The following is a 19,188-nucleotide window of genomic DNA, read 5'->3' on the forward strand; positions in this document are numbered from 1 at the left end:
CTTTCTGGTCGGAAGGATCGAAAGCAGGGCCACGTCAGCCCTTGGTGCTGCCCGCGCCGATCCCGGCGATGATGTGCCGCTGGAAGACCAGGAACAGCGCGACCATGGGAATACCGGCGATCACCATCGCGGCGATGAGCACCGTCAGCGGGATGTTCTGCGACAGCTGGACGAGCGCCACACTGATGGGCTGTTCGTCGGTGTCGGAGAAGACCATCAGCGGCCAGAGGAAGTCCTGCCAGACGGCCACCAGGGCGAAGATCGAGACCACGCCCAGGACCGGCCGGGACATCGGCAGCACGATCGACCACAGGGTGCGCAGCCTCCCGGCGCCGTCGATCCCGGCGGCCTCCAGGACATCGCGAGGGAGCTGGTCGAAGAACCGCTTCAGGAGGTAGAGGTTGAAGGCGTTGGCGACGGCGGGCAGCCAGATGGCGACGGGGTCGTTGAGCAGGCCCAGGTCCGCCACGGTCAGGTACTTCGGTACGACCAGTGCCTGGGCGGGGACCATGAGGGTGGCGAGGATGCCGCCGAGGATCACCTTGCCGAAGGCGGGCCGCAGCCTGGACAGCGCGTAGGCGGCGGCCGTGCAGAACACCAGCTGGAACAGCCAGGCGCCGGCGGCCTGGACGACCGTGTTCCACAGGTGCGTGGGCAGCCGCATCAGGTCCCAGGCGTCGGTGTAGCCGCTGAGCTGCCACCGCTCCGGTACGAGCGTGGGCGGGGTCCGCGCCACCTCCTCCGGTGACTTCATCGCGCCCGTCACCATCCAGTAGACGGGGAAGAGGAAGGCGAGCGCGAACAGCAGGACGGTGCCGGTGAAGACCGACCAGTAGACGGCCCTGCCGCACGGGCGGGCCAGGGTCGCCGGGGAGACGAGGGTCCGGGTGGTCATGCGGCCTCCCCTGAGGTGCGCGTCAGACGCAGGTATACGGCGGAGAAGGCGCCGAGGAGCCCGAGGAGCAGGACGCTGAGGGCGCAGGCGCCGCCGAAGTCGTTGTAGAGGAAGGCGTACTTGTAGATCAGGTAGAGGACGGTCACCGTGGCGTTCTCGGGCCCGCCGCCCGTGATCACGAATGGCTCGGTGAATACCTGCATGGTGGCGATGATCTGAAGGAGCATCAGCATGAGGATCACGAAGCGGGTCTGCGGGATCGTGATGTGGCGGATGCGCTGGAGGAGGTTCGCTCCGTCGAGTTCGGCCGCCTCGTACAGCTCCCCCGGGATGGACTGGAGCGCGGCCAGGTAGATCAGGACGGTGCCGCCCATGTTGGCCCAGGTGGCGACGATGACGAGGGAGACGAGGGCGGTGTCGGCGCCGTTGGACCAGTTCGAGGTGGGCAGGTGCAGGAAGCGCAGCGCCTCGTTGGCGAGACCGGTGCCGGGGTCGTAGAACCACTTCCACAGCAGGGCGCCGACCACCGGCGGGATCATCACCGGCAGATAGACGACGACGCGGAAGAAGGCCTTCGCGTGTCTCAGCTCGTTGAGGACCAAGGCCAGTACGAAGGGGATCGCGAAGCCGATCAGCAGGGCGAGCAGGGTGAAGGTGAGGGTGTTGCGCCAGGCCGCCGCGAACTCCGGGTCGGCGAGGACGCGGGTGAAGTTGGCGGTGCCGACCCACTCGGGGTCGCTGCCGGGTGTGTACTTCTGGAAGGCGAGCACGACCGCGCGGATCGCCGGGTACCAGGAGAAGAGTGCGAAGCAGACGAGGCCGCCGAGCAGGAAGCCGTAGGCGCGGGCCTGGTCGGTGAGGCGGCGCCGCCTCCGGTCCCCTGCCGGGGGCCGCGCCTGCACGGGGCGGACCGCTGCCTTCTCGACGGTCCGCCGCTGAGCCGTCCTGGTCATCGTGCGTCAGCCCCGCGCCAGGATGCCGTCGATCTTGCCTGAGGCGTCCTTCAGGAGCCGGTCGATGTCGGCGTCCTCCTTGGTGAGGACGGCGGAGACGACGCCGTCCAGGACGGAGTAGATCTGCTGGGCGTGCGGCGGCTCGATCTTCATGTCGAGGTTCTGGTTGCCGTCGAGGAAGGCCTGGTAGTTCTCCACCGGCACATTGGCGTTGGCCTTCTTGACCTGCTGGTCCTTGGCGTCGGCGGGCCCGGTGAACAGGCGCGGCTCCGGCAGGCCGACCGGCGCGTCCGCCTTCCTGGCCCGGGCGTAGTCGCCGAGGAAGCCCTTGCCGGGGGTGAGGAACATGTGGTCGAGCCATTTCAGGGCGGCACGGATCTGCGCGGGGCTCGCCTTCTTGTTGACCATGTAGCCGTCGCCGCCGATGAGCGTGCCCTTGCCGCCGGGCATGGGGGCGAGCGCGAGGTCCTTGTAGTCGCCGCCCTTCTCCTTCACCAGGATCGGGATGTTGTCGGGCGCGGCGAGGTACATCCCGAGCCTGCCGGAGCCCATCATCTGCTGGACGTCGTTGATGACGAGGAGCTGCTTGCTGCCCATGGAGTCGTCCGTCCAGCGCATGTCGTGCAGGTTCTGGAGCACGGCGCGGCCCTCGGGGGTGTCGATGGTGGCCTTCCCGCCGTCGGCGCTCACCACGTCACCGCCCTGCGAATACAGCTCGGCGGTGAAGTGCCAACCGCCCTGGTTCTGGGCGCTGTAGTCGGCGTATCCGACGATGCCATCGCCGAGGGAGGCGATCTTCTTGGCGGCGGCGCGCAGCTCCTGCCAGGTCGCCGGGGGCTTGTCGGGATCGAGGCCGGCCTCGGTGAAGAGCCTCTTGTTGTAGATCAGACCCATCGAGTAGCCGGTGCGCGGGATGCCGTGGACCTTGCCGTCGACGGTGTAGATGTCCCGCAGCTGCCGCTGGATGGTGCCGTAGCTCTCCAACTCCTCGATGTACGGCGTGAGATCGGCCGCCTGGTCGATGTCCACGACGTGCCGGGCGTCGGTGAAGTACGTGTAGAAGACGTCCTCCATCTGCCCGCCGGCCAGCTTGGCGTCGAAGGTCTTCGGGTCCTGGCAGGGGAACGCGTCGTGGGCCACGACGTCGATGTCCGGGTTCCGCTTCTCGAAGGCGGCGACGTCCTGCTCGAAGAACCGGCGGTCGACCTTGGCGCTCTTGGGCGGCATGCAGTTGACCGTGATGCGGGTCCTGCCGCTCGCCGAATCCCCGCCGGATCCGCAGGCGGTGAGGGCGAGGCAGCAGAGGCTTAGCGCGACGAAGGCATGGCGGAACCCGGTGCTTCTCATGGCTGGACCCCTCTGGGCAGGAGCGGTGGGCGCCGCACACTCAAGCACCGGCGACATTGGTCCGCAAGATGTCGCGCTATAATTGCAATTTTTTAACAGCTTGTGGAGTCTCGAAGGCAGAGGCCGGCGCGCTCAGCGACGGGGCGAGTGCCGGGGCGCCTGTGCCGTCGACCCGCGCACCACGAGCTCCGGCTCGAAGAGCAGCTCCTCCGCCGCTACGACGGTGCCCGCGATCTGCGCGTTCAGCAGCTCCACCGCCGCCCTGCCCATGGCCTCGATGGGCTGACGGACGGTGGTGAGCGGCGGTTCCGTGCAGTTCATGAACGCCGAGTCGTCGTACCCGACCACGGAGATCTCTGACGGTACGTCAAGTCCCTTGCGGCGGGCGGCTCTGATCGCCCCCAGCGCGAGCGGGTCGCTCGCGCAGATGATGCCGGTCACCCCCCGGTCGATCAGCCGGGAGGCGGCGGCGTGACCGCCCTCGATCGAGAAGATGGCACGCGCGACGTGCTCCTCGGGCAGTTCCCCGGCGACGCTCCGTGCAGCGGCCAGCTTGCGGGCCGACGGCACGTGGTCGCCCGGACCGAGCACGAGCCCGATGCGCTCGTGGCCCAGGGAGGCCAGGTGCCGCCAGGCCTGCTCCACGGCCACGGCGTCGTCGCAGGACACGCCCGGGAAGCCCAGGTGCTCGATGGCCGCGTTGACCAGGACCACCGGGATGTTGCGGTCGGCGAGTTCCCTGTAGTGGTCGTGCGGCGCGTCCGCCTGGGCGTACAGCCCGCCGGCGAAGACGACGCCGGACACCTGCTGTTGCAGCAGCAGCGTGACGTAGTCGGCCTCGGAGACCCCGCCCTTGGTCTGCGTGCACAGCACCGGCGTCAGGCCGAGCTGGGCGAGCGCTCCCCCGATCACCTCGGCGAAGGCGGGGAAGATCGGGTTCTGCAGCTCCGGCAGCACGAGGCCGACGAGCCGGGCGCGTTCGCCGCGCAGCTGGGTGGGCCGCTCGTAGCCGAGGACGTCCAGGGCGGACAGCACCGCCTGCCGGGTGGCCTCGGAGACGCCGGGCTTGTCGTTGAGCACCCGGCTGACCGTGGCCTCGCTGACCCCGACCTTCTTCGCCACTTCAGCAAGTCGTCGTGTCATGCGCGCAAGAATAGCGCAAGCAACGCAAGCCGCTTGCGTAACCGAGTCAACGGTCTCCGCGGGCGGCCCACAGACCGCGGACGTGTCCGAGGTGACGGGTCATGACCTCCCGTACGGTCTCCTCGTCGCGGGCGATCAGTGCGTCGAGGAGTTCGAGGTGCTCCTCGGCGGAGGCCAGCAGGCGGCCCGCCTCGACGAGCGCGGTGAGCCCGTAGAGGCGGGAGCGCTTGCGCAGGTCGCCGACGACCTCGACGAGATGGGCGTTGCCGGCGAGGGCGAGCAGTCCCAGGTGGAAGCGGGTGTCGGCCTCGACGTAGGCGATGAGGTCGGCGGAGACGGCGGCCTGCACGATCTCCCGGGCGGCGGGGCGCAGCGCCTCCAGGGAGACCTTGTCGGCGGTCCTGGCCAGCTCCACCACCGTGGGGATCTCGATGAGGGCGCGGATGTGTTTGTACTCGTCGAGCTGTTTCTCGGAGACCTCGGTGACCCGGAAGCCCTTGTTGGGGACGGTGTCGACCAGGCCCTCCTTGACCAGGTCCAGCATGGCCTCGCGCACCGGTGTCGCCGAGACGCCGAAGCGGGCGGCGAGGGTCGGCGCGGAGTACACCTCGCCCGGGAGCAGTTCGCCGGCGATCAGCGCGGCCCGCAGGGCGTCGGCGACCTTCTCCCGGTAGCTGCTCTTCTTGCCGCCCAGGGTGGGCAGCGCGGGGGCGGCTGCGGCGGGCGGGGCGCCGGTGCGCTGGGCGGCCATGGGTCTCCTAGCTGTGCAATGTCACGCGGTACGCGCCTCATTATCCTCGACGTTCAGCGCACCGGTCCCCGGCGTTCAGAGCACCGGTCCCCGGCGTTCAGAGCACGAACCCCGCCGGGAACGGATCGGACGGGTCGAGCAGGTACTGCGCGGTGCCGGTGATCCAGGCGCGGCCGGTAAAGCTCGGCAGGACGGCCGGGCGGCCCGCGACCTCGGTGGTGCCGAGGAGACGTCCGGTGAACCGGGTCCCGATGAAGGACTCGTTCACGAACTCCGTGTGCAGGGGGAGTTCGCCGCGCGCGTGCAGCTGGGCCATGCGCGCGCTGGTGCCCGTACCGCACGGCGAGCGGTCGAACCAGCCGGGGTGGATCGCCATGGCGTGCCGGGAGTGCCGGGCGGTGGCGCCGGGGGCGATCAGGTGCACGTGGTGGCAGCCGCGGATGGACGGGTCCTCGGGGTGGACGGGCTCCTCCTCGGCGTTGATGGCCGCCATGAGGGAGAGGCCCGCCTTCAGGATGTCGTCCTTGCGGGACCGGTCGAAGGGCAGTCCGAACTGGTCCAGCGGCAGGATGGCGTAGAAGTTGCCGCCGTACGCCATGTCGTATGTCACCGTGCGTCCGTCGGCCAGTGTGATCTTGCGGTCGAGGGCGACGGAGAAGGACGGCACGTTCTGGAGGGTGACCGCCTTGGCGGCGCCGTCCTCCACCGCCACCTCGGCGACGACGAGCCCCGCCGGGGTGTCGAGCCGGATCGTGGTGACCGGCTCGACGACCTCGACCATGCCGGTCTCGACGAGCACGGTCGCCACGCCGATGGTGCCGTGTCCGCACATCGGCAGATAGCCGGAGACCTCGATGTAGATCACGCCCCAGTCGCAGTCGGGACGGGTGGGCGGCTGGAGGACGGCGCCGCTCATCGCCGAGTGGCCACGCGGCTCGTTCATCAGGAGCTGCTTGATGTCGTCGCGGTGCTCACGGAAGTACAGGCGCCGCTCGTTCATGGTCGCGCCGGGGATCGTGCCGATGCCGCCGGTGACGACACGGGTGGGCATGCCCTCGGTGTGCGAGTCGACGGCGTGCAGGACGAGTTTGCTGCGCACGGTCCAGCCTCCTTTGCGGTTGCGCGAGCGCGGTTACGCGAGTCCTGCGGCGACGGCCTTCTCGGTGGCGGCGCGGACCGCCGCCTCCTGCTCGGGCAGCAGCGGAACGCGCGGCGGGCGGACGGGGCCGCCGGGCCGGCCGACGATGTCCATGGACAACTTGATGGCCTGCACGAACTCCACCTTGGAGTCCCAGCGCAGCAGCGGGTGCAGCTGCTCGTACAGTTTCCTGGCCGTGCCGAGGTCGCCGCCCACGGCCGCGCGGTACAGCTCGACGCAGGACCTCGGCAGCGCGTTCGGGTAGCCCGCCACCCAGCCCTTCGCACCGGCGATCGCGAGCTCCAGCAGCACGTCGTCGGCGCCGATCAGCAGGTCGAGTTCCGGGGCGAGCTCGGCGAGCTGATAGGCGCGGCGGACGTCGCCGGAGAACTCCTTGACGGCATGGATGCAGCCCTCGCCGTGCAGCTTGGCGAGCAGTTCGGGCACGAGGTCGACCTTGGTGTCGATGGGGTTGTTGTACGCCACGATCGGCACGCCCGCCTCGGCGACCTCGGCGTAGTGCGACAGCACCGACCGCTCGTCGGCGCGGTAGGCGTTGGGCGGCAGCAGCATCACGGACGCGCAGCCGGCGTCGCGCGCCTGCTCGGCCCAGCGGCGGGACTCGGCGCTGCCGTAGGCGGCGACGCCGGGCATCACGCGCGCACCGCCGATGGCGGCGACGGCCGTCTCGACGACCTTGGCGCGCTCCTCGGGGGTGAGGACCTGGTACTCGCCGAGCGAGCCGTTCGGTACGACGCCGTCGCAGCCGTTCTCGACGAGCCAGGCGCAGTGCTCGGCGAACTTGCCGTGGTCGACGGAGAGATCGTCGTTCATCGGGAGCGCGGTGGCGACGAGGACGCCGCGCCAGGGGCGGTGCTCGGTGTGCTCGGTGTGCTCGCTGTCGGTGGCGGTCATGTGGGATTCCCATCCTCAATAGGGTGTGACATTTTACTGATGTCGGCAGTCAGGGACAGGCTGCCTGCTTCTGAAGGCCGGCCCGTGGTCAGTCGCTCTCGGGCTCTCCGGCGCGGGCCAGCACCCCGAGCGGTACGGGCCGGGCGAACGGCCGCCGGGACGGCGTGAGCTCGCACCCGGCGAGACCCGCGACCGCGGGCGCGCACACCCGCCCCTGGCACCAGCCCATTCCTGCCCGCGTCAGCAGCTTCACGGTGCGCAGATCCCCCGCGCCGAGCTCCGCCACGGCCTGTCGGACCGCACCGCCGGTGACCTCCTCACAGCGGCAGACGACGGTGTCGTCGGTGACCTGCTCGGTCCAGTGCGCGGGCGGGGCGTACACGGAGTCGAGCGCGGCGAAGAACGCGCGCAGTCGGTCACGGACCTTCGCTGCCGCCGCCCATGCGCGCGGGTCGGGCTCGGTGCCGCGCAGGCGCGCCGCGGCCGAGCGGCCGGCGATGTGCCCTTCGGCGAGCGAGAGGGCGGAACCGCCGATGCCGGTCGTCTCACCGGCGGCCCAGACGCCGGGGACATCCGTGCGCTGTTCCTCGTCGACGTACACGGCGAGTCCGTCGAGCCGGCAGCCCAGTGTCCCGGCGAGATCGGTGTGCGGGAGCATGCCGTGCCCGACGGCCAGGGTGTCGCAGGCGATACGCCGCTCACGGCCATGCCTGACCCGCCCGTCACCGTCGAGCGCGGCGACGGTCACGGCCTCCAGCCGCTCGGTGCCGTGCGCCTCGACGACCGTGTGCCGCGCGAGGACCTTCACCCGGTGACGCAGCAGTCGAGCCGCGTACCCGGCCCCCTCGGCGAGCTTGCCGGGCTGCGCCGCCAGCGCGCCAGTCCGCCCCGCGAAGGCCTTGGGGTCGGCGGACTCGACGAGCGCGGCCACCTCGACCCCGGCCGCGGCGAGTCCGGTCGCCACGGGGAGCAGCAGCGGCCCGGTCCCCGCGACCACGGCGGTGCGGCCGGAGACCGCGAGGGCGCCCTTGAGCATGGCCTGGGCACCACCCGCGGTGACCACCCCGGGGAGCGTCCAGCCCGGGAACGGCAGCACCTTCTCGTATCCGCCGGTGGCCAGAAGTACGGCGTCGGCGCGCACTTCGACCGGCTCCTCCTGCTCCGGGCCGAGGAGCGCGTGGACGGTGAAGCCCTCGGAGCCGCGCTCGACGAGCCAGACGTGATGGTCCGTCAAGTGCCGTACGGCTCCGGCGTCGACATGTGTCCTCAGCCCGTTCCGCAGTCGCTCCCATGTCCGCCACTCGTGGTGCAGGGCCTGCGGTCGGCGGGCGCGCAGCTCGGCCGCGGGCTGACGGTAGAACTGGCCGCCCTCCTGGGCCGCCGAGTCGAGCAGCGTGACCCGGACACCGCGGGAGGCGGCGGCCACGGTCGCGGCGAGCCCTGCCGGTCCCGCGCCGATCACGGCGAGGTGCGGGAGTACCGCCGCGTGGTTCGGGTCGTTCGGGTCAGTCATGGTGTCCCGTCCCTTCCTGCGTGCGGATGGCGTCGCCCGGGTGCAAGGGCACCAGGCAGGCCCGCTGGTTGGGGCGGTCGTTGACGGTGACGAGGCAGTCGAAGCACACGCCGATGCCGCAGAAGACGCCGCGCGGCCGGCCCTCGCCCCGGGTGCCGCGCCACGAGGTGACACCGGCCGCCCAGAGCGCCGCGGCCACCGTCTGGCTGGGCAGCGCCTCGATCTCACGGCCGTCCAAGGTGACGGTGAACGCGGGGCCCGGCTGGGCGTCGGCCAGTTCCACGGGGGATCTCACGCGGCCTCCTCGGCGAAACGGTCGGGGCGGAAGGGCGTCAGGTCCAGGTCGGGTGTTCCGCCGGTGAGCGCCTGCGCGATCAGCCGGCCGGTGCCGGTGGCCAGTCCGATGCCCGCGCCCTCGTGACCGCAGGCGTGGTACAGCCCGGGGACGCGGGGGTCCGGTCCGACGGCGGGCAGGTGGTCGGGCATGTAGGGGCGGAAGCCGAGGTAGGACCGCAGGGCACGCACCTGTTCCAGGAACGGGAACAGCCGGGTCGCCCCCGCGGCCAGGGCCCGTACGGCCGGCAGCGAGAACGTCCGGTCGAAGCCGACCCGCTCACGGCTGGCCCCGATGAGGATCGGCCCGGCGGCCGTGCCTTCCACCACCGGCGAGGTCTGCAGTGCGGCCGAGTCGCTGGCGACGTCGGCCACGTAGTCGGCGGCGTACACCTTGTGGCGGACCTTGCGCGGAAGGGGTTCGGTGACGAGGACGAAGCCGCGCCGAGGGAGGACGGGCAGCGGGACGCCCGCGAGTGCGGCGAGTTCCCCGCCCCAGGTGCCGGTGGCGTTGACGACCGCGGGGGCGTGGATGTCACCCCGGTCCGTGCGGACCCCCCGCACTGGACCGTCCGGCGCGCGCAGGACGTCGGTCACGGTGTGGCCGGTGAGCAGGCGGGCGCCGGAGGCGCGGATCAGGTGGGCGGCGGCGAGGGCGGGCATGACCTGGCAGTCCTGGGGGTAGTGGACGGCGCCGGGCAGGCCCGGGGCGAGGTGCGGTTCGAGCTCGTACAGCGCGTCGCCCGCGACCGGTTCGGCGACGACCCCCGCGGCGCGCTGCCCTTCGGCGAACCGCTCCAGTGCCGCGAGCCCGCCGGACGACGAGGCCACGACCACGCCGCCCTTCGCCTCGTACTCGACAGCGGCCCCGAACTCCTGCGCCAGCTCGGCCCACAGGCGGCCGGACAGCAGCGCGAGATCGAGCTCGGGGCCGGGCTCCTTGTCGGAGACGAGGAGGTTGCCCTCACCGGCCCCGGTGGTGCCGCCGGCCACCGGGCCACGGTCGACGAGGACCACGTCGAGGCCCGCCCGTCCCGCGTACAGTGCGCAGGCCGCGCCCACCATTCCGGCTCCGACGACCACGACGTCGCAGGTCAGTCGCTTGCTCACGCCAGTACTATGTCACATATCCATGGCGCTGGGAATGAGGGAACGTCCTCGGATCGAGCGAACGAGGTAAGGGGGTAACGGAATAAGGGATAAGGGATTAGGGATAACGAGGCAGCGGGACAACGAGGTGAACCGCGGAACGCCGCCCGACACGCAAGGCAGGGACTTCACCGCGCCGAACGGGGCGCCGTCGACGACCTGAACGCCGACGGTGCCCCGTTCAGCCCTCGGAGGTGGGCACTACTCTCAGATGGTTCGCGACGCGACGCGCCCCGCGCATCCTGGGCCGGTCGCGGCGCACCTCGCGCAGCACCAGCGTCTGCCGGGTGTAGCCCATCTTCTGAAGCGAACTGGGCGTCTCGTCGACGACCCGGCACTCGGTCGCGCCCCAGCGCGGGTCGGGGTGCAGCAGCGGGCGTACGGAGCCGTCCTGCACGACGGCCTGCTCGCCGACCGCACGGATCCAGTGCGGCAGACCGTGCCGGTAGGCCGCCTCCATGATCGGGTCCTGGGCGATCTCCCGGCGGATGGCCTGCAGCCCGTGGTCGTGGCCGTGCCGCTCCACGGCGGCCGCGAACTGCGCCAGCATCGGCAGGCACCAGCTCGACTCGTGCTCACCGAGCACGGTGCTCGCGTCCGGGTGGAACAGCACGAACCTCAGGAAGTTGTCGTCGGGCATGGCCGTCGGATGCTGGCCCACACCGCGGAAAAGTGACGCGAAAGCGGTGTTCGCCAGAACGACGTCCCAGCGGTGGTCGAGGATGACGGACGGGAAGGGCACGGCCTCCAGAAGGGTGGCGTAGTCCCGTAGATACGCCTGGCCCTCGGGACTCTCGGGGACGGGCCGCGGTACGGACCGCTGCCCACCTGCCTGATACGCCATCGGGAGGTCACCCCTCTTGCCTATGCGGCCTTCACGTGGCGCCTTGATCCTGCTGCCCGCGCCCGAGCCGTGTCAACTATCGTGGCATTTCGTGCCTGTTGACGGCTGAAATTGGCCACAGTTGTGGCGAGACCTGGATGTGAGTTCGAACTACCCGGTAATCTCCACCAAGTTCACGGCAACCGCTTGTGAGAAGCCTGTGAGAGACGTAGGAGATCTGTCGGTGACGGATGGCATCGAGGGTCCGGGCGCCACGCAGACGGCCGCGCTGCCGGCCGTGGTCGCCCGCGTCACCGCGCTCGCCGACCGGCTCGGCGTACCGCACGCGGAGGTCTTCGACACCGGCCGCCTGTCCGTCGCCTCCGGCGTCCCCGAGCCCGTGGTGAAGTCCCTGCTCAGCGGCTGCCCCGCGGGCGAGCCGGACGTCCAGGCCCGCTTCCTGCAGCGCCTGGACCTGCTGCGCCGCACCCGCCTCAAGCCCAACGGCCGCAAGTACACCCAGCAGGAGATCGCCGACGGCGCGGGCATGTCCCGCCAGCAGGCGGGCGCCCTCATCAACGGCGACCGGCGCCCCACCATGGAGCACTGCGACGCCATCCAGCGTTTCTTCCGCGTACACGCCGGGTTCCTCACGGCCGAGGACCCCGAGGCGCTCGCGGGCGCCCTCCAGCGCACCGAACAGGACCTCCTGCAGAAGCTCGCGGAGCGTGAGGCGGCGCAGACCACCGACGACCCCTTGGAGAGACTCCTCCAGGACCACGGCGTGCGCGGCATCGCCTGGCGGGCCGCCCAACTGCCCACCGACCAGCACCGCGACAAGGTCGCCGAGTGGCTGGACATGCTCCTCGAAAGCGTCAAGCGGCCCGAGTCGTGATCCGGGGAGAACGGGAGATCTGTGGGCATCGGTAGGGAAATGCGCCGCCTGTGCGGCGAGCTCGTCGCGGAGCTGACGCTGCCCGCGCCCGCGGCGCCCGAGGAGCTGTACGGCGCCCTGTGCGACGCGATGAGCAGACGCCGCGGCCGTCCCGTCCGGTTCCGTACGGCCGCCTTCCCGCCCGGCACCGCCAGCGGGCTGTGGCTCGACATGGCCGACCAGGACCTCGTCGTGATCGAGGAACGCACCGCGCCCGAACACCAGTTGGTGATCCTCGGCCATGAGCTGTGGCACATGAAGGCCGGCCACTGCGGCCACAGCGTCGAGGGGGCCGCGGTCGCGGCCCGCCTCCTCGACGACGGCGCCGACCTCCAGGCCACGGTGCTGAAGGTCGCCGCCCGCAGCCACTTCGACCAGGCCGAGGAGCAGGAGGCGGAGTCCTTCGGCCTCCTGCTGGCCAGCAAGTGCCGCACTTGGCTGGCGGTTTCGTCGGTCAGGGGCCAGCGCGACCACCTGGCGGGCCGGATCGAGGCGTCCTTGGGCTATCTGGGCCCCCAGTCCTGACATCTCGGGCCTCCAGTCCTGACCGTCGGGCCCCCTGAGCCGTCGGGCCCCCAGTCCCCCCCGGGCGCCGGGCCGGCCCCCCAACCTGCCCCTTCGGTGATGTTCCGCCTCCGCTGAGCGGGCGAACCGGCCGGTGACCGACCCCGATTGTCAGTGGTGGACGGCAAGCTGGTGGTACGCCCCGATCTGCGGGGCGTGCTGCGATTGACACCGACTCGGGGAGAGCCGACCGATGCCCACCGCCGTACTGACCGACCGCGAGCGCACCGCCGTCCAGGCCTACCTGCGGCTGTTGCACACCGTACGGGCCGCGTTCGACGGTCCCCCCGGCTCCCGCCGACCAGCCGTCGTCCCGCCCGCCGTGCTCGCCGAGGCCGAACAGGCGCTGGCGGCCGCGGGACTGACCGGCAACGAGGAGGAGTTCTTCCGGCTGCTGCGGAGCTGGTGCCCGGAGCGGCCGTAGCGGATCTCGCGTCAGGCCCGAGGGGGCTCAGGTGTGCGGCACGCTCACGGCGGTCGCCACCAGCCCCCGCCCGACCGTCCACCGGCCGTCGAAGTGGTCGAGGCGACGGTCGCCCACCCACGGGCCGGGCACGAGGAGCCGGGCGCGGAAGCCGCCGCTGTGCTGCTCGCCGCGGTCGGCGAAGACGTCGATGTCGGCCTCGCTGAAGTCCAGCCACTTCCCGGTGAGGGGGAACCACGCCTTGTAGACGGACTCCTTGGCGCTGAACAGCAGCCGGTCCCAGTGGACACCTGGATGGTCGCCGGCCAGACGGCGCAGCCGGTCCGCCTCGGCGGGCAGGGCGACGGCCGGCAGGACGCCCTCCGGGAGCGTCTGGTGGGGCTCGGCGTCGATGCCGAGGGAGGCCAGGTCGGCGGCGCGGACCAGCGCGGCGGCGCAGTAGCCGTCGCAGTGGGTCATGCTCCCGGCGAGGCCGGCCGGCCAGGCGGGGGCTCCGCGTTCGCCGGGCAGGACCGGCTGGGGCGGCACGCCGAGTTTCTCCATGGCGCGGCGGGCGCAGGAGCGTACGGCGGCGAACTCCCGGCGGCGCTTGGCGACCGCCTGGGCCACCAGCGCCTCCTCCTCGGGGTACAGGGCCGCGTTCGGGGGTTCCTCGTCGCCGTAGGTCTCGACGGCGACCACCGTGTCCGGCAGCAGTTCCTCGATCAACGGGCCCCGTCCTCCCTGGGCAGAATCCGGCGCAGCTGTCCCGGCGGGTCCGGCCGCTTGCGCCACTCGCGGGGGTATCCCACCGACACCTCCTCGAAGCGGACCCCTTCGTGCCAGGTGGTCCGCGGGATGTGGAGGTGGCCGTAGACCATGGTCTCGACGCGGAACCTGCGGTGCCAGTCCGCGGTCAGCCGGGTGCCGCACCACATGGCGAACTCGGGGTACCACAGGATGTCCGTCGGGTGCCGGTCCAGCGGGTAGTGGTTGACGAGGACGGTGGGCAGGTCCTCGGGGAGTGCGGCGAGCCGGCGCCCGGTCTCGGCGACCCGGGCCTCGCACCAGGCCTCGCGGGACGGGTAGGGGTCGGGGTGCAGCAGGTACTCGTCGCTGCACACGACGCCGGTTCCGTGCGCGTACTCCAGCCCCTCCTCCTTGGTCGAGCAGCCGGAGGGCAGGAACGAGTAGTCGTACAGCAGGAACAGGGGCGCAACGGCCACCGGACCGCCGGGGCCGTCCCAGACGGGGTACGGGTCCTCGGGGGTCGTCACGCCGAGTTCCCGGCACAGCGCGACCAGGTGCTCGTAGCGGGCGACGCCGCGCAGGGTGACGGAGTCCTTCGGGTGGGTCCACAGTTCGTGGTTGCCGGGCGCCCAGACGACCTTGCGGAAGCGGCCGGCGAGGGTCTCCAGGGCCCAGCGGATGTCGGCCACGGTCTCGGCGACGTCACCGGCGACGAGCAGCCAGTCGTCATCCGAGTCGGGCCGCATCTTCTCGACGAGGGCGCGGTTGTCCTCGTAGCCGATGTGCAGATCGCTGATGGCCAGCAGTCGTCCGGCACCGCCGGCCGTCGATGTCACCCCGTGCCCCTTCCGATCACTCGAACGACACCACGAGAACACAGGGTGCCGCGACGGTACAAGGCGAGATCACGTCGGCGAGAGAGCGGGCCCGCGTCGGCGGCGGCGCGGCGGGCGATCGGCGGGTGTCCGCTCCAGGCACATGATCGGATCCGGGCACATGATCGGAGAATCCGTAACCCGTACGTTGCACGCGGCACCCCTTGAAAGCCGTATGATCGCCCCAACACCACCGCCATGAAACGTCCCTTCGCACGGGGCGGTTTGGTGTCCCTCCATCTACCCTGCCCGGGCACGGGCCTGCTTCGCCCTGCCCGCGAACCCTGAAAGGCGGCCTGCATGGTCTCTCGCGTACGCGTCTGGCTCAACCGCACGTACGCGGAGAACGTGTTCTTCATGGATCAGCTGCGGAGAAATCCCAGCGATCGTGCGGTCGAGATCCATGCGACCCACGGGGACGCCGACTCGCCGGTGCTGGCCGCCGCCGACACCGCCGAGCTGGAGCCGGAGGGCCTGTCCCCGGCCGCGTATGTCGAGTACGCGCTCGACCAGTGCCGGCGCCGCGGCATCGACGTGTTCGTGCCCCGGCTGCACCAGTCGGCGATCGTGGCGCACCGCGCGGACTTCGAGGCGGCCGGTACGGCGCTGCTGGCGCCGCCGCCGCAGGCCGTGGCGGTGTTCCAGGACAAGGTGATCGCGTACGAGGCAGTGCAGTCGGTCGGGGTGCCGGTGCCGCCGTGGTGGCGGGTGCGCACGGCCGATGAACTCCTCGCGGCGGTCGAGGAGTTGGAGGCGGCCGGTCACAAGGCCTGCTTCAAGCCGGCGTCCGGTGCGGGCGGGGTGGGCTTCCGGGTCATCACGCGCGCCCCCTTCTCGCTCGTGCACCTCAACGGCTTCCCGACCCCGTATGTGCAGCTGGATCTGGTGCTGGACGCGTTGCGGCGGGCCGACGAACCGGTGGACTGGCTGGTCATGCCGCGGCTGGAGCAGCCCGAGGTGTCGGTGGACTGCCTCACCGGTCCGGACAACCGGGTGCGGCTGGCGATCGGCCGGCTCAAGAACGGGCGGCGTCGTGGGTTCACGCTGCAGGAGCAGTGGCTGGAGCCGGCGCGGCTGATCGCGGAGGGGTTCGGGCTGCACTATCTGTCCAACATCCAGTTCCGGATGTTCGGTGAGACCCCGGTGCTGATGGATGTCAACACGCGGCCGGCGGGCGGGTTGCACCAGCTGTCGCTGTGCGGGGTCAATGTGCCCTGGCTGGCCGTGCAGTTGGCGCTCGGGGAGGATCCGGGCGAGGTCGCGCCGCCGTTCCTGGGGCAGGACTACACGGTGGTCTCGGGGCCGCGGCCGCTGCGGCCCGTGTCGGTGCCCCACCAACGCGTCGAAGGGTCGGAGGCGTTGCTGCCCGCGGTTCCGGCACCGGTCGAGCCCGTCGAGGTGTCGGCTCAGGCCCTGCCGCTCTAGGTCCCTGAGGACGTCCCCTCACCCGGTATGGACCGATCCCGGCGCCGCCGCTTGACAGCCGGATTGGTCCATACCAACTTGGTTGCGCACCGTTCTGCGTTTCTCTGCACTCCCGAACACCCCACAGCCTTCAGGGAGATCGCGTGCGCCACTCACTACTCAGACGTTCCAGACGTCGACTTCTCGCCCTCCTCGGCTCCGCCGCCCTCGCGCTCACCGGAGTCGTCGCCCTTCCCGGCCCGGCCCAGGCGGCCAACATCCTCGCCAACCCCGGCTTCGAGTCCGGCGGGCTCTCCCCGTGGTCCTGCACCGGCAACCTCGGGTCGGTCGTCTCCTCCCCCGTGCACGGGGGCTCCAAGGCCCTTGCCGGGGCGGTGAGTTCCAGTGACATCGCCAAGTGCAGCCAGACGATCGCCGTCCGGCCCGGCACGACGTACGCGCTCAGCGGCTGGGTGCGCGGATCGTACGTCTACCTCGGTGTGGACGGCGGCGCCTCCACCTGGACGTCGTCGCCGTCGGCGTACAGCCGGCTGTCCGTCTCCTTCACGACCGGTGCCTCGCAGTCCAGTGTCACCGTCTACGTCCACGGCTGGTACGCGCAGGGCGCCTACCACGCCGACGACATCGGCCTCGACGGGCCGGGCGGCGGTTCGGACGGTCAGGCGCCGAGCGTGCCGGGCGGCCTGCGGGCCACCGGCAAGACGTCGTCCAGCGTGTCGCTGGCGTGGAACGCCTCGACGGACGACGTGGGGGTGACCGCGTACGACATCCACCGGGGTTCGAGCCGGGTGCTCAGTGTCTCCGGTACGAGCGCCACGGTCGGCGGCCTGGCGCCGGGCACGAGCCACACCTTCACGGTGAGGGCGCGGGACGCGGCCGGGAACGTCTCGGCGGCCTCCGACGCCGTGACCGTCACGACCGACCCGGGTGGCGGCAGCGGCTTCAAGCAGGCCGCGCCCTATCTGTACCTGGGCTGGGGCGACCCGCCGAGCGCGACCTCGGTCATGAACGCGACCGGCATCAAGTGGTACACGATGGCGTTCATCCTGTCCTCCGGCGGCTGCAACCCGGCCTGGGACGGGCAGCGCCCGCTGACCGGCGGGAACGACCAGAGCGTCATCGACTCCATCCGCTCCGCCGGCGGTGACATCGTCCCGTCGATCGGCGGCTGGAGCGGCAACAAGCTCGGGCCGAACTGCTCGTCGGCGCAGGCGCTTGCCGGGGCGTACCAGAAGGTGATCGACGCCTACGGGCTGAAGGCGATCGACGTCGACATCGAGAACACCGACGAGTTCGAGAACGCCACCGTGCAGGACCGGATCCTGAACGCCCTGAAGATCGTCAAGGCGAACAACCCGGGGCTGCGGACCGTCCTCACCTTCGGCACCTCGACGACCGGGCCGACGTACTGGGGCAACCGGCTCATCGAGCAGGCCAAGGCGCTCGACGCCGGCATCGACGTGTTCACGATCATGCCGTTCGACTTCGGCGGCGGCGCGGACATGTACGGCAACACCGTGAACGCCACGGAGGGGCTGAAGAACAAGCTGCAGTCCACCTTCGGGTGGGACGACGCCATGGCCTACGCCCACATCGGCATCTCCGGCATGAACGGCCTGTCCGACCAGCAGGAGCTCACCTCGCCCGCGACCTGGACCCAGATCCGCGACTGGGCGAACTCCCACCACATCGCCCGGCTCGCCTTCTGGTCGGTCAACCGCGACCGGCCGTGCCCGGGCGGCGGCGTGACGAGCAACTGTTCGGGGATCAGCCAGAGCACCTGGCAGTTCACCTCCATCACGGCCGGGTTCACCGGCTGAGGAAGCCGCAGGCTGAGAGAGCCCCGGACAGGCTGAGAGAGCCCCGAAAAAAAATTCTCCGAGGGTGTATCAGGGCGCGAGCCCCGCGCTCATAAGAGTGAAAGCAAACGGGGGAACGCACCACCACGGGGGAACCCACGGGGGACTCGGGTCGGTCGGCCGCTGGCACGGGGGACGGACGGCCGACCCGAAACAAGCTCGTCAGAAGCGGCCCGACCCGCGGTACAGCCGCAGTTCGCCTTCCAACTCCACGGCGAGCACGGTGGCGTGCGGGTCGAGGTCCGCCTCGCTGGGCGGGTCGATCCAGAGCACCCCGGGTGTCTCGTGCAGGCCGCCGGTGACCCGGTGGGCCAGTTCCGTACCGCTGCCGAGCACCGTGACCCGGCGTACCGGGCCGAGCAGTCCGCGTACGTTGATCTCGGCGCGCGGGGCGTCGAAGAGGACCAGGTAGAGGGTGCGGCGGTCCCTGGACAGGGTGCTCGGGCCGTAGTGGTGACCGGCCGGGAGGCCGCGCTCGGTGCCGTACACCGCCTCCGCGTGCCTGGCGATCCAGTCGCCGAGCCCCTCCAGGCGCTCGGCCTGCTCGGCCGGGATCGTGCCGTCCTCGCGCGGCCCGACACTCAGCAGCAGATTGCCACCGCCGCCGATCGTCTCCGTGAAGTAGCGGATCAGCTGGCCGACCGACTTGTGGTTGTGGTCGTGGTGCTGGTGGCCCCAGGAGTCGTTGATCGTCAGGCACAGCTCCCAGGGCCCCTCGGGCGGGACGACCGGGGCGCCCTGCTCGGGCGTGGCGTAGTCGCCCTCGCTGAGCATGCGGGCGTTGAAGACGACGTCCGGGACCTCGGATCGGATCAGCGCGGCCAGCTCCCGGATGCGCCACTGTTCCTCGCTGCGGTCCCACTCGCCGTCGAACCACATCAGGTCCGGCTTGTAGCGGGACGCCAACTCCCGCACCTGGCCGTCCCGGTAGGCGAGGAAGCGTTCCCAGGCCGCCAGGTCCTCGTCCTCGGCGGCGGCCTCGGAGTACCGGTTGTCCTCCAGCTCCGGCGGGCGGCCCGGCTTGCGCGTGGAGGCGTAGTCGGGGTGGCTCCAGTCCGAGTGGGAGTAGTAGAGGCCGACCTTGAGGCCCTGCTCGCGCAGGGCGTCCGCGTAGCCGGCGATCAGGTCGCGCCCCACGTTCAGGTCGCCGTGGGCGGTGTCCCACAGGGCGACGCCGTCATGGTGGCGGCTGGTCAGGACGGCGTATCGGGCACCGGCCCGCGCGAAGAGCCTCGCCCATGCGCGCGGGTCGTAGCGGGAGGCCGTGAAGCGGTCGAGCTGGGACATGTACCGGTCGTACGGGACGGTGTCGTCGTAGAACGACCAGGACTCCTGGACGCCGTCGACGGCGTAGATGCCCCAGTGGATGAAGATCCCCAGTTTGGCGTCGGTGAACCAGGGTTGCATCGGCACCCGGC

19 protein-coding genes are annotated in these 19,188 nt (G+C 71.0%); 5 read left to right on the forward strand and 14 right to left on the reverse strand.

Translation table 11 applies throughout. The annotated features are described in order from the left end of the window. Positions 1-34: 34 nt before the first annotated feature. The 11 genes from AQI70_RS11685 to AQI70_RS11735 form a co-directional block, all read right to left on the reverse strand. On the reverse strand, positions 35-895 hold the full coding sequence (locus tag AQI70_RS11685) for a carbohydrate ABC transporter permease (protein WP_062147234.1): 861 nt from the start codon (positions 893-895) through the stop codon (positions 35-37). Beyond that, entirely contained in the window at positions 892-1,848 is a 957-nt protein-coding gene (locus tag AQI70_RS11690; RefSeq protein ID WP_062147237.1) for a carbohydrate ABC transporter permease, read from the reverse strand. Before AQI70_RS11690 ends, AQI70_RS11685 begins: the two co-directional genes overlap by 4 nt. A 6-nt stretch (positions 1,849-1,854) precedes the next feature. Beyond that, a complete protein-coding gene (locus AQI70_RS11695) occupies positions 1,855-3,195 on the reverse strand; it encodes an ABC transporter substrate-binding protein (protein ID WP_062147240.1) in 1,341 nt (446 codons plus the stop codon). A 132-nt stretch (positions 3,196-3,327) separates the two neighbouring features. Next, positions 3,328-4,338, reverse strand: coding sequence for a LacI family DNA-binding transcriptional regulator (locus AQI70_RS11700; protein WP_079051248.1), 1,011 nt, complete (start codon positions 4,336-4,338; stop codon positions 3,328-3,330). A gap of 46 nt (positions 4,339-4,384) precedes the next feature. Beyond that, positions 4,385-5,089 (reverse strand): GntR family transcriptional regulator, encoded by a 705-nt coding sequence (locus AQI70_RS11705; protein ID WP_062147246.1) that lies wholly within the window; start codon positions 5,087-5,089, stop codon positions 4,385-4,387. 97 nt (positions 5,090-5,186) lie between these two features. Next, positions 5,187-6,188 carry a proline racemase family protein gene (locus tag AQI70_RS11710; RefSeq protein WP_062147249.1) on the reverse strand — a complete coding sequence of 334 codons (1,002 nt, stop codon included), beginning with the start codon at positions 6,186-6,188 and terminating at the stop codon, positions 5,187-5,189. Between the two features lie 33 nt (positions 6,189-6,221). Then, on the reverse strand, positions 6,222-7,142 hold the full coding sequence (locus AQI70_RS11715) for a dihydrodipicolinate synthase family protein (protein WP_062147252.1): 921 nt from the start codon (positions 7,140-7,142) through the stop codon (positions 6,222-6,224). An 88-nt stretch (positions 7,143-7,230) separates the two neighbouring features. Then, positions 7,231-8,655, reverse strand: coding sequence for an NAD(P)/FAD-dependent oxidoreductase (locus AQI70_RS11720; RefSeq protein WP_062147255.1), 1,425 nt, complete (start codon positions 8,653-8,655; stop codon positions 7,231-7,233). Then, the gene (locus AQI70_RS11725) at positions 8,648-8,950 is read right to left on the reverse strand and encodes a (2Fe-2S)-binding protein (RefSeq protein WP_062147258.1); all 303 of its coding nucleotides are present in this window, start codon (positions 8,948-8,950) and stop codon (positions 8,648-8,650) included. The genes AQI70_RS11720 and AQI70_RS11725 overlap by 8 nt, the downstream gene beginning before the upstream one ends. Then, a complete protein-coding gene (locus AQI70_RS11730) occupies positions 8,947-10,098 on the reverse strand; it encodes an NAD(P)/FAD-dependent oxidoreductase (protein WP_062147260.1) in 1,152 nt (383 codons plus the stop codon). The genes AQI70_RS11725 and AQI70_RS11730 overlap by 4 nt, the downstream gene beginning before the upstream one ends. Before the next feature lie 220 nt (positions 10,099-10,318). Continuing rightward, positions 10,319-10,981 carry an MmyB family transcriptional regulator gene (locus tag AQI70_RS11735; RefSeq protein WP_062147262.1) on the reverse strand — a complete coding sequence of 221 codons (663 nt, stop codon included), beginning with the start codon at positions 10,979-10,981 and terminating at the stop codon, positions 10,319-10,321. Between the two features lie 223 nt (positions 10,982-11,204). Here AQI70_RS11735 and AQI70_RS11740 point away from each other — a divergent pair, with 223 nt between their 5' ends. From AQI70_RS11740 to AQI70_RS11750, 3 genes are all read left to right on the forward strand, one after another. After that, positions 11,205-11,855, forward strand: coding sequence for a helix-turn-helix domain-containing protein (locus AQI70_RS11740; protein ID WP_003996371.1), 651 nt, complete (start codon positions 11,205-11,207; stop codon positions 11,853-11,855). A 39-nt stretch (positions 11,856-11,894) separates the two neighbouring features. Beyond that, a complete protein-coding gene (locus AQI70_RS11745) occupies positions 11,895-12,419 on the forward strand; it encodes a hypothetical protein (RefSeq protein WP_062147264.1) in 525 nt (174 codons plus the stop codon). Between the two features lie 232 nt (positions 12,420-12,651). After that, entirely contained in the window at positions 12,652-12,882 is a 231-nt protein-coding gene (locus AQI70_RS11750; protein WP_062147267.1) for a hypothetical protein, read from the forward strand. A 27-nt stretch (positions 12,883-12,909) separates the two neighbouring features. Here AQI70_RS11750 and AQI70_RS11755 read toward each other — a convergent pair whose 3' ends face one another. Together AQI70_RS11755 and AQI70_RS11760 are read right to left on the reverse strand one after the other, a co-directional pair. Then, positions 12,910-13,590 (reverse strand): 4'-phosphopantetheinyl transferase family protein, encoded by a 681-nt coding sequence (locus tag AQI70_RS11755; RefSeq protein ID WP_062147270.1) that lies wholly within the window; start codon positions 13,588-13,590, stop codon positions 12,910-12,912. Next, entirely contained in the window at positions 13,587-14,447 is an 861-nt protein-coding gene (locus AQI70_RS11760) for a metallophosphoesterase family protein (protein WP_062147273.1), read from the reverse strand. The genes AQI70_RS11755 and AQI70_RS11760 overlap by 4 nt, the downstream gene beginning before the upstream one ends. A 339-nt stretch (positions 14,448-14,786) precedes the next feature. On the opposite strand from AQI70_RS11760, the gene AQI70_RS11765 reads away from it, so the two are divergent. Next, on the forward strand, positions 14,787-15,911 hold the full coding sequence (locus AQI70_RS11765; protein WP_062147275.1) for an ATP-grasp domain-containing protein: 1,125 nt from the start codon (positions 14,787-14,789) through the stop codon (positions 15,909-15,911). 143 nt (positions 15,912-16,054) lie between these two features. Beyond that, a complete protein-coding gene (locus AQI70_RS11770; protein WP_062147278.1) occupies positions 16,055-17,731 on the forward strand; it encodes a carbohydrate binding domain-containing protein in 1,677 nt (558 codons plus the stop codon). A gap of 201 nt (positions 17,732-17,932) precedes the next feature. Here AQI70_RS11770 and AQI70_RS11775 read toward each other — a convergent pair whose 3' ends face one another. Next, positions 17,933-19,183 (reverse strand): alpha-L-fucosidase, encoded by a 1,251-nt coding sequence (locus AQI70_RS11775; protein WP_079051249.1) that lies wholly within the window; start codon positions 19,181-19,183, stop codon positions 17,933-17,935. Positions 19,184-19,188 lie beyond the last annotated feature (5 nt).

Source organism: Streptomyces curacoi, from assembly GCF_001513975.1.
GTDB lineage: Bacteria > Actinomycetota > Actinomycetes > Streptomycetales > Streptomycetaceae > Streptomyces > Streptomyces curacoi.

Excerpts from the sequence above, each read along its gene's own strand:
- AQI70_RS11685 (WP_062147234.1), bottom strand. The coding sequence starts at position 895 with ATGACCACCCGGACCCTCGTCTCCCCGGCGACCCTGGCCCGCCCGTGC.
- AQI70_RS11690 (WP_062147237.1), bottom strand. The coding sequence starts at position 1,848 with ATGACCAGGACGGCTCAGCGGCGGACCGTCGAGAAGGCAGCGGTCCGC.
- AQI70_RS11695 (WP_062147240.1), bottom strand. The coding sequence starts at position 3,195 with ATGAGAAGCACCGGGTTCCGCCATGCCTTCGTCGCGCTAAGCCTCTGC.
- AQI70_RS11700 (WP_079051248.1), bottom strand. The coding sequence starts at position 4,338 with ATGACACGACGACTTGCTGAAGTGGCGAAGAAGGTCGGGGTCAGCGAG.
- AQI70_RS11705 (WP_062147246.1), bottom strand. The coding sequence starts at position 5,089 with ATGGCCGCCCAGCGCACCGGCGCCCCGCCCGCCGCAGCCGCCCCCGCG.
- AQI70_RS11715 (WP_062147252.1), bottom strand. The coding sequence starts at position 7,142 with ATGACCGCCACCGACAGCGAGCACACCGAGCACACCGAGCACCGCCCC.
- AQI70_RS11720 (WP_062147255.1), bottom strand. The coding sequence starts at position 8,655 with ATGACTGACCCGAACGACCCGAACCACGCGGCGGTACTCCCGCACCTC.
- AQI70_RS11735 (WP_062147262.1), bottom strand. The coding sequence starts at position 10,981 with ATGGCGTATCAGGCAGGTGGGCAGCGGTCCGTACCGCGGCCCGTCCCC.
- AQI70_RS11745 (WP_062147264.1), top strand. The coding sequence starts at position 11,895 with ATGCGCCGCCTGTGCGGCGAGCTCGTCGCGGAGCTGACGCTGCCCGCG.
- AQI70_RS11750 (WP_062147267.1), top strand. The coding sequence starts at position 12,652 with ATGCCCACCGCCGTACTGACCGACCGCGAGCGCACCGCCGTCCAGGCC.
- AQI70_RS11765 (WP_062147275.1), top strand. The coding sequence starts at position 14,787 with ATGGTCTCTCGCGTACGCGTCTGGCTCAACCGCACGTACGCGGAGAAC.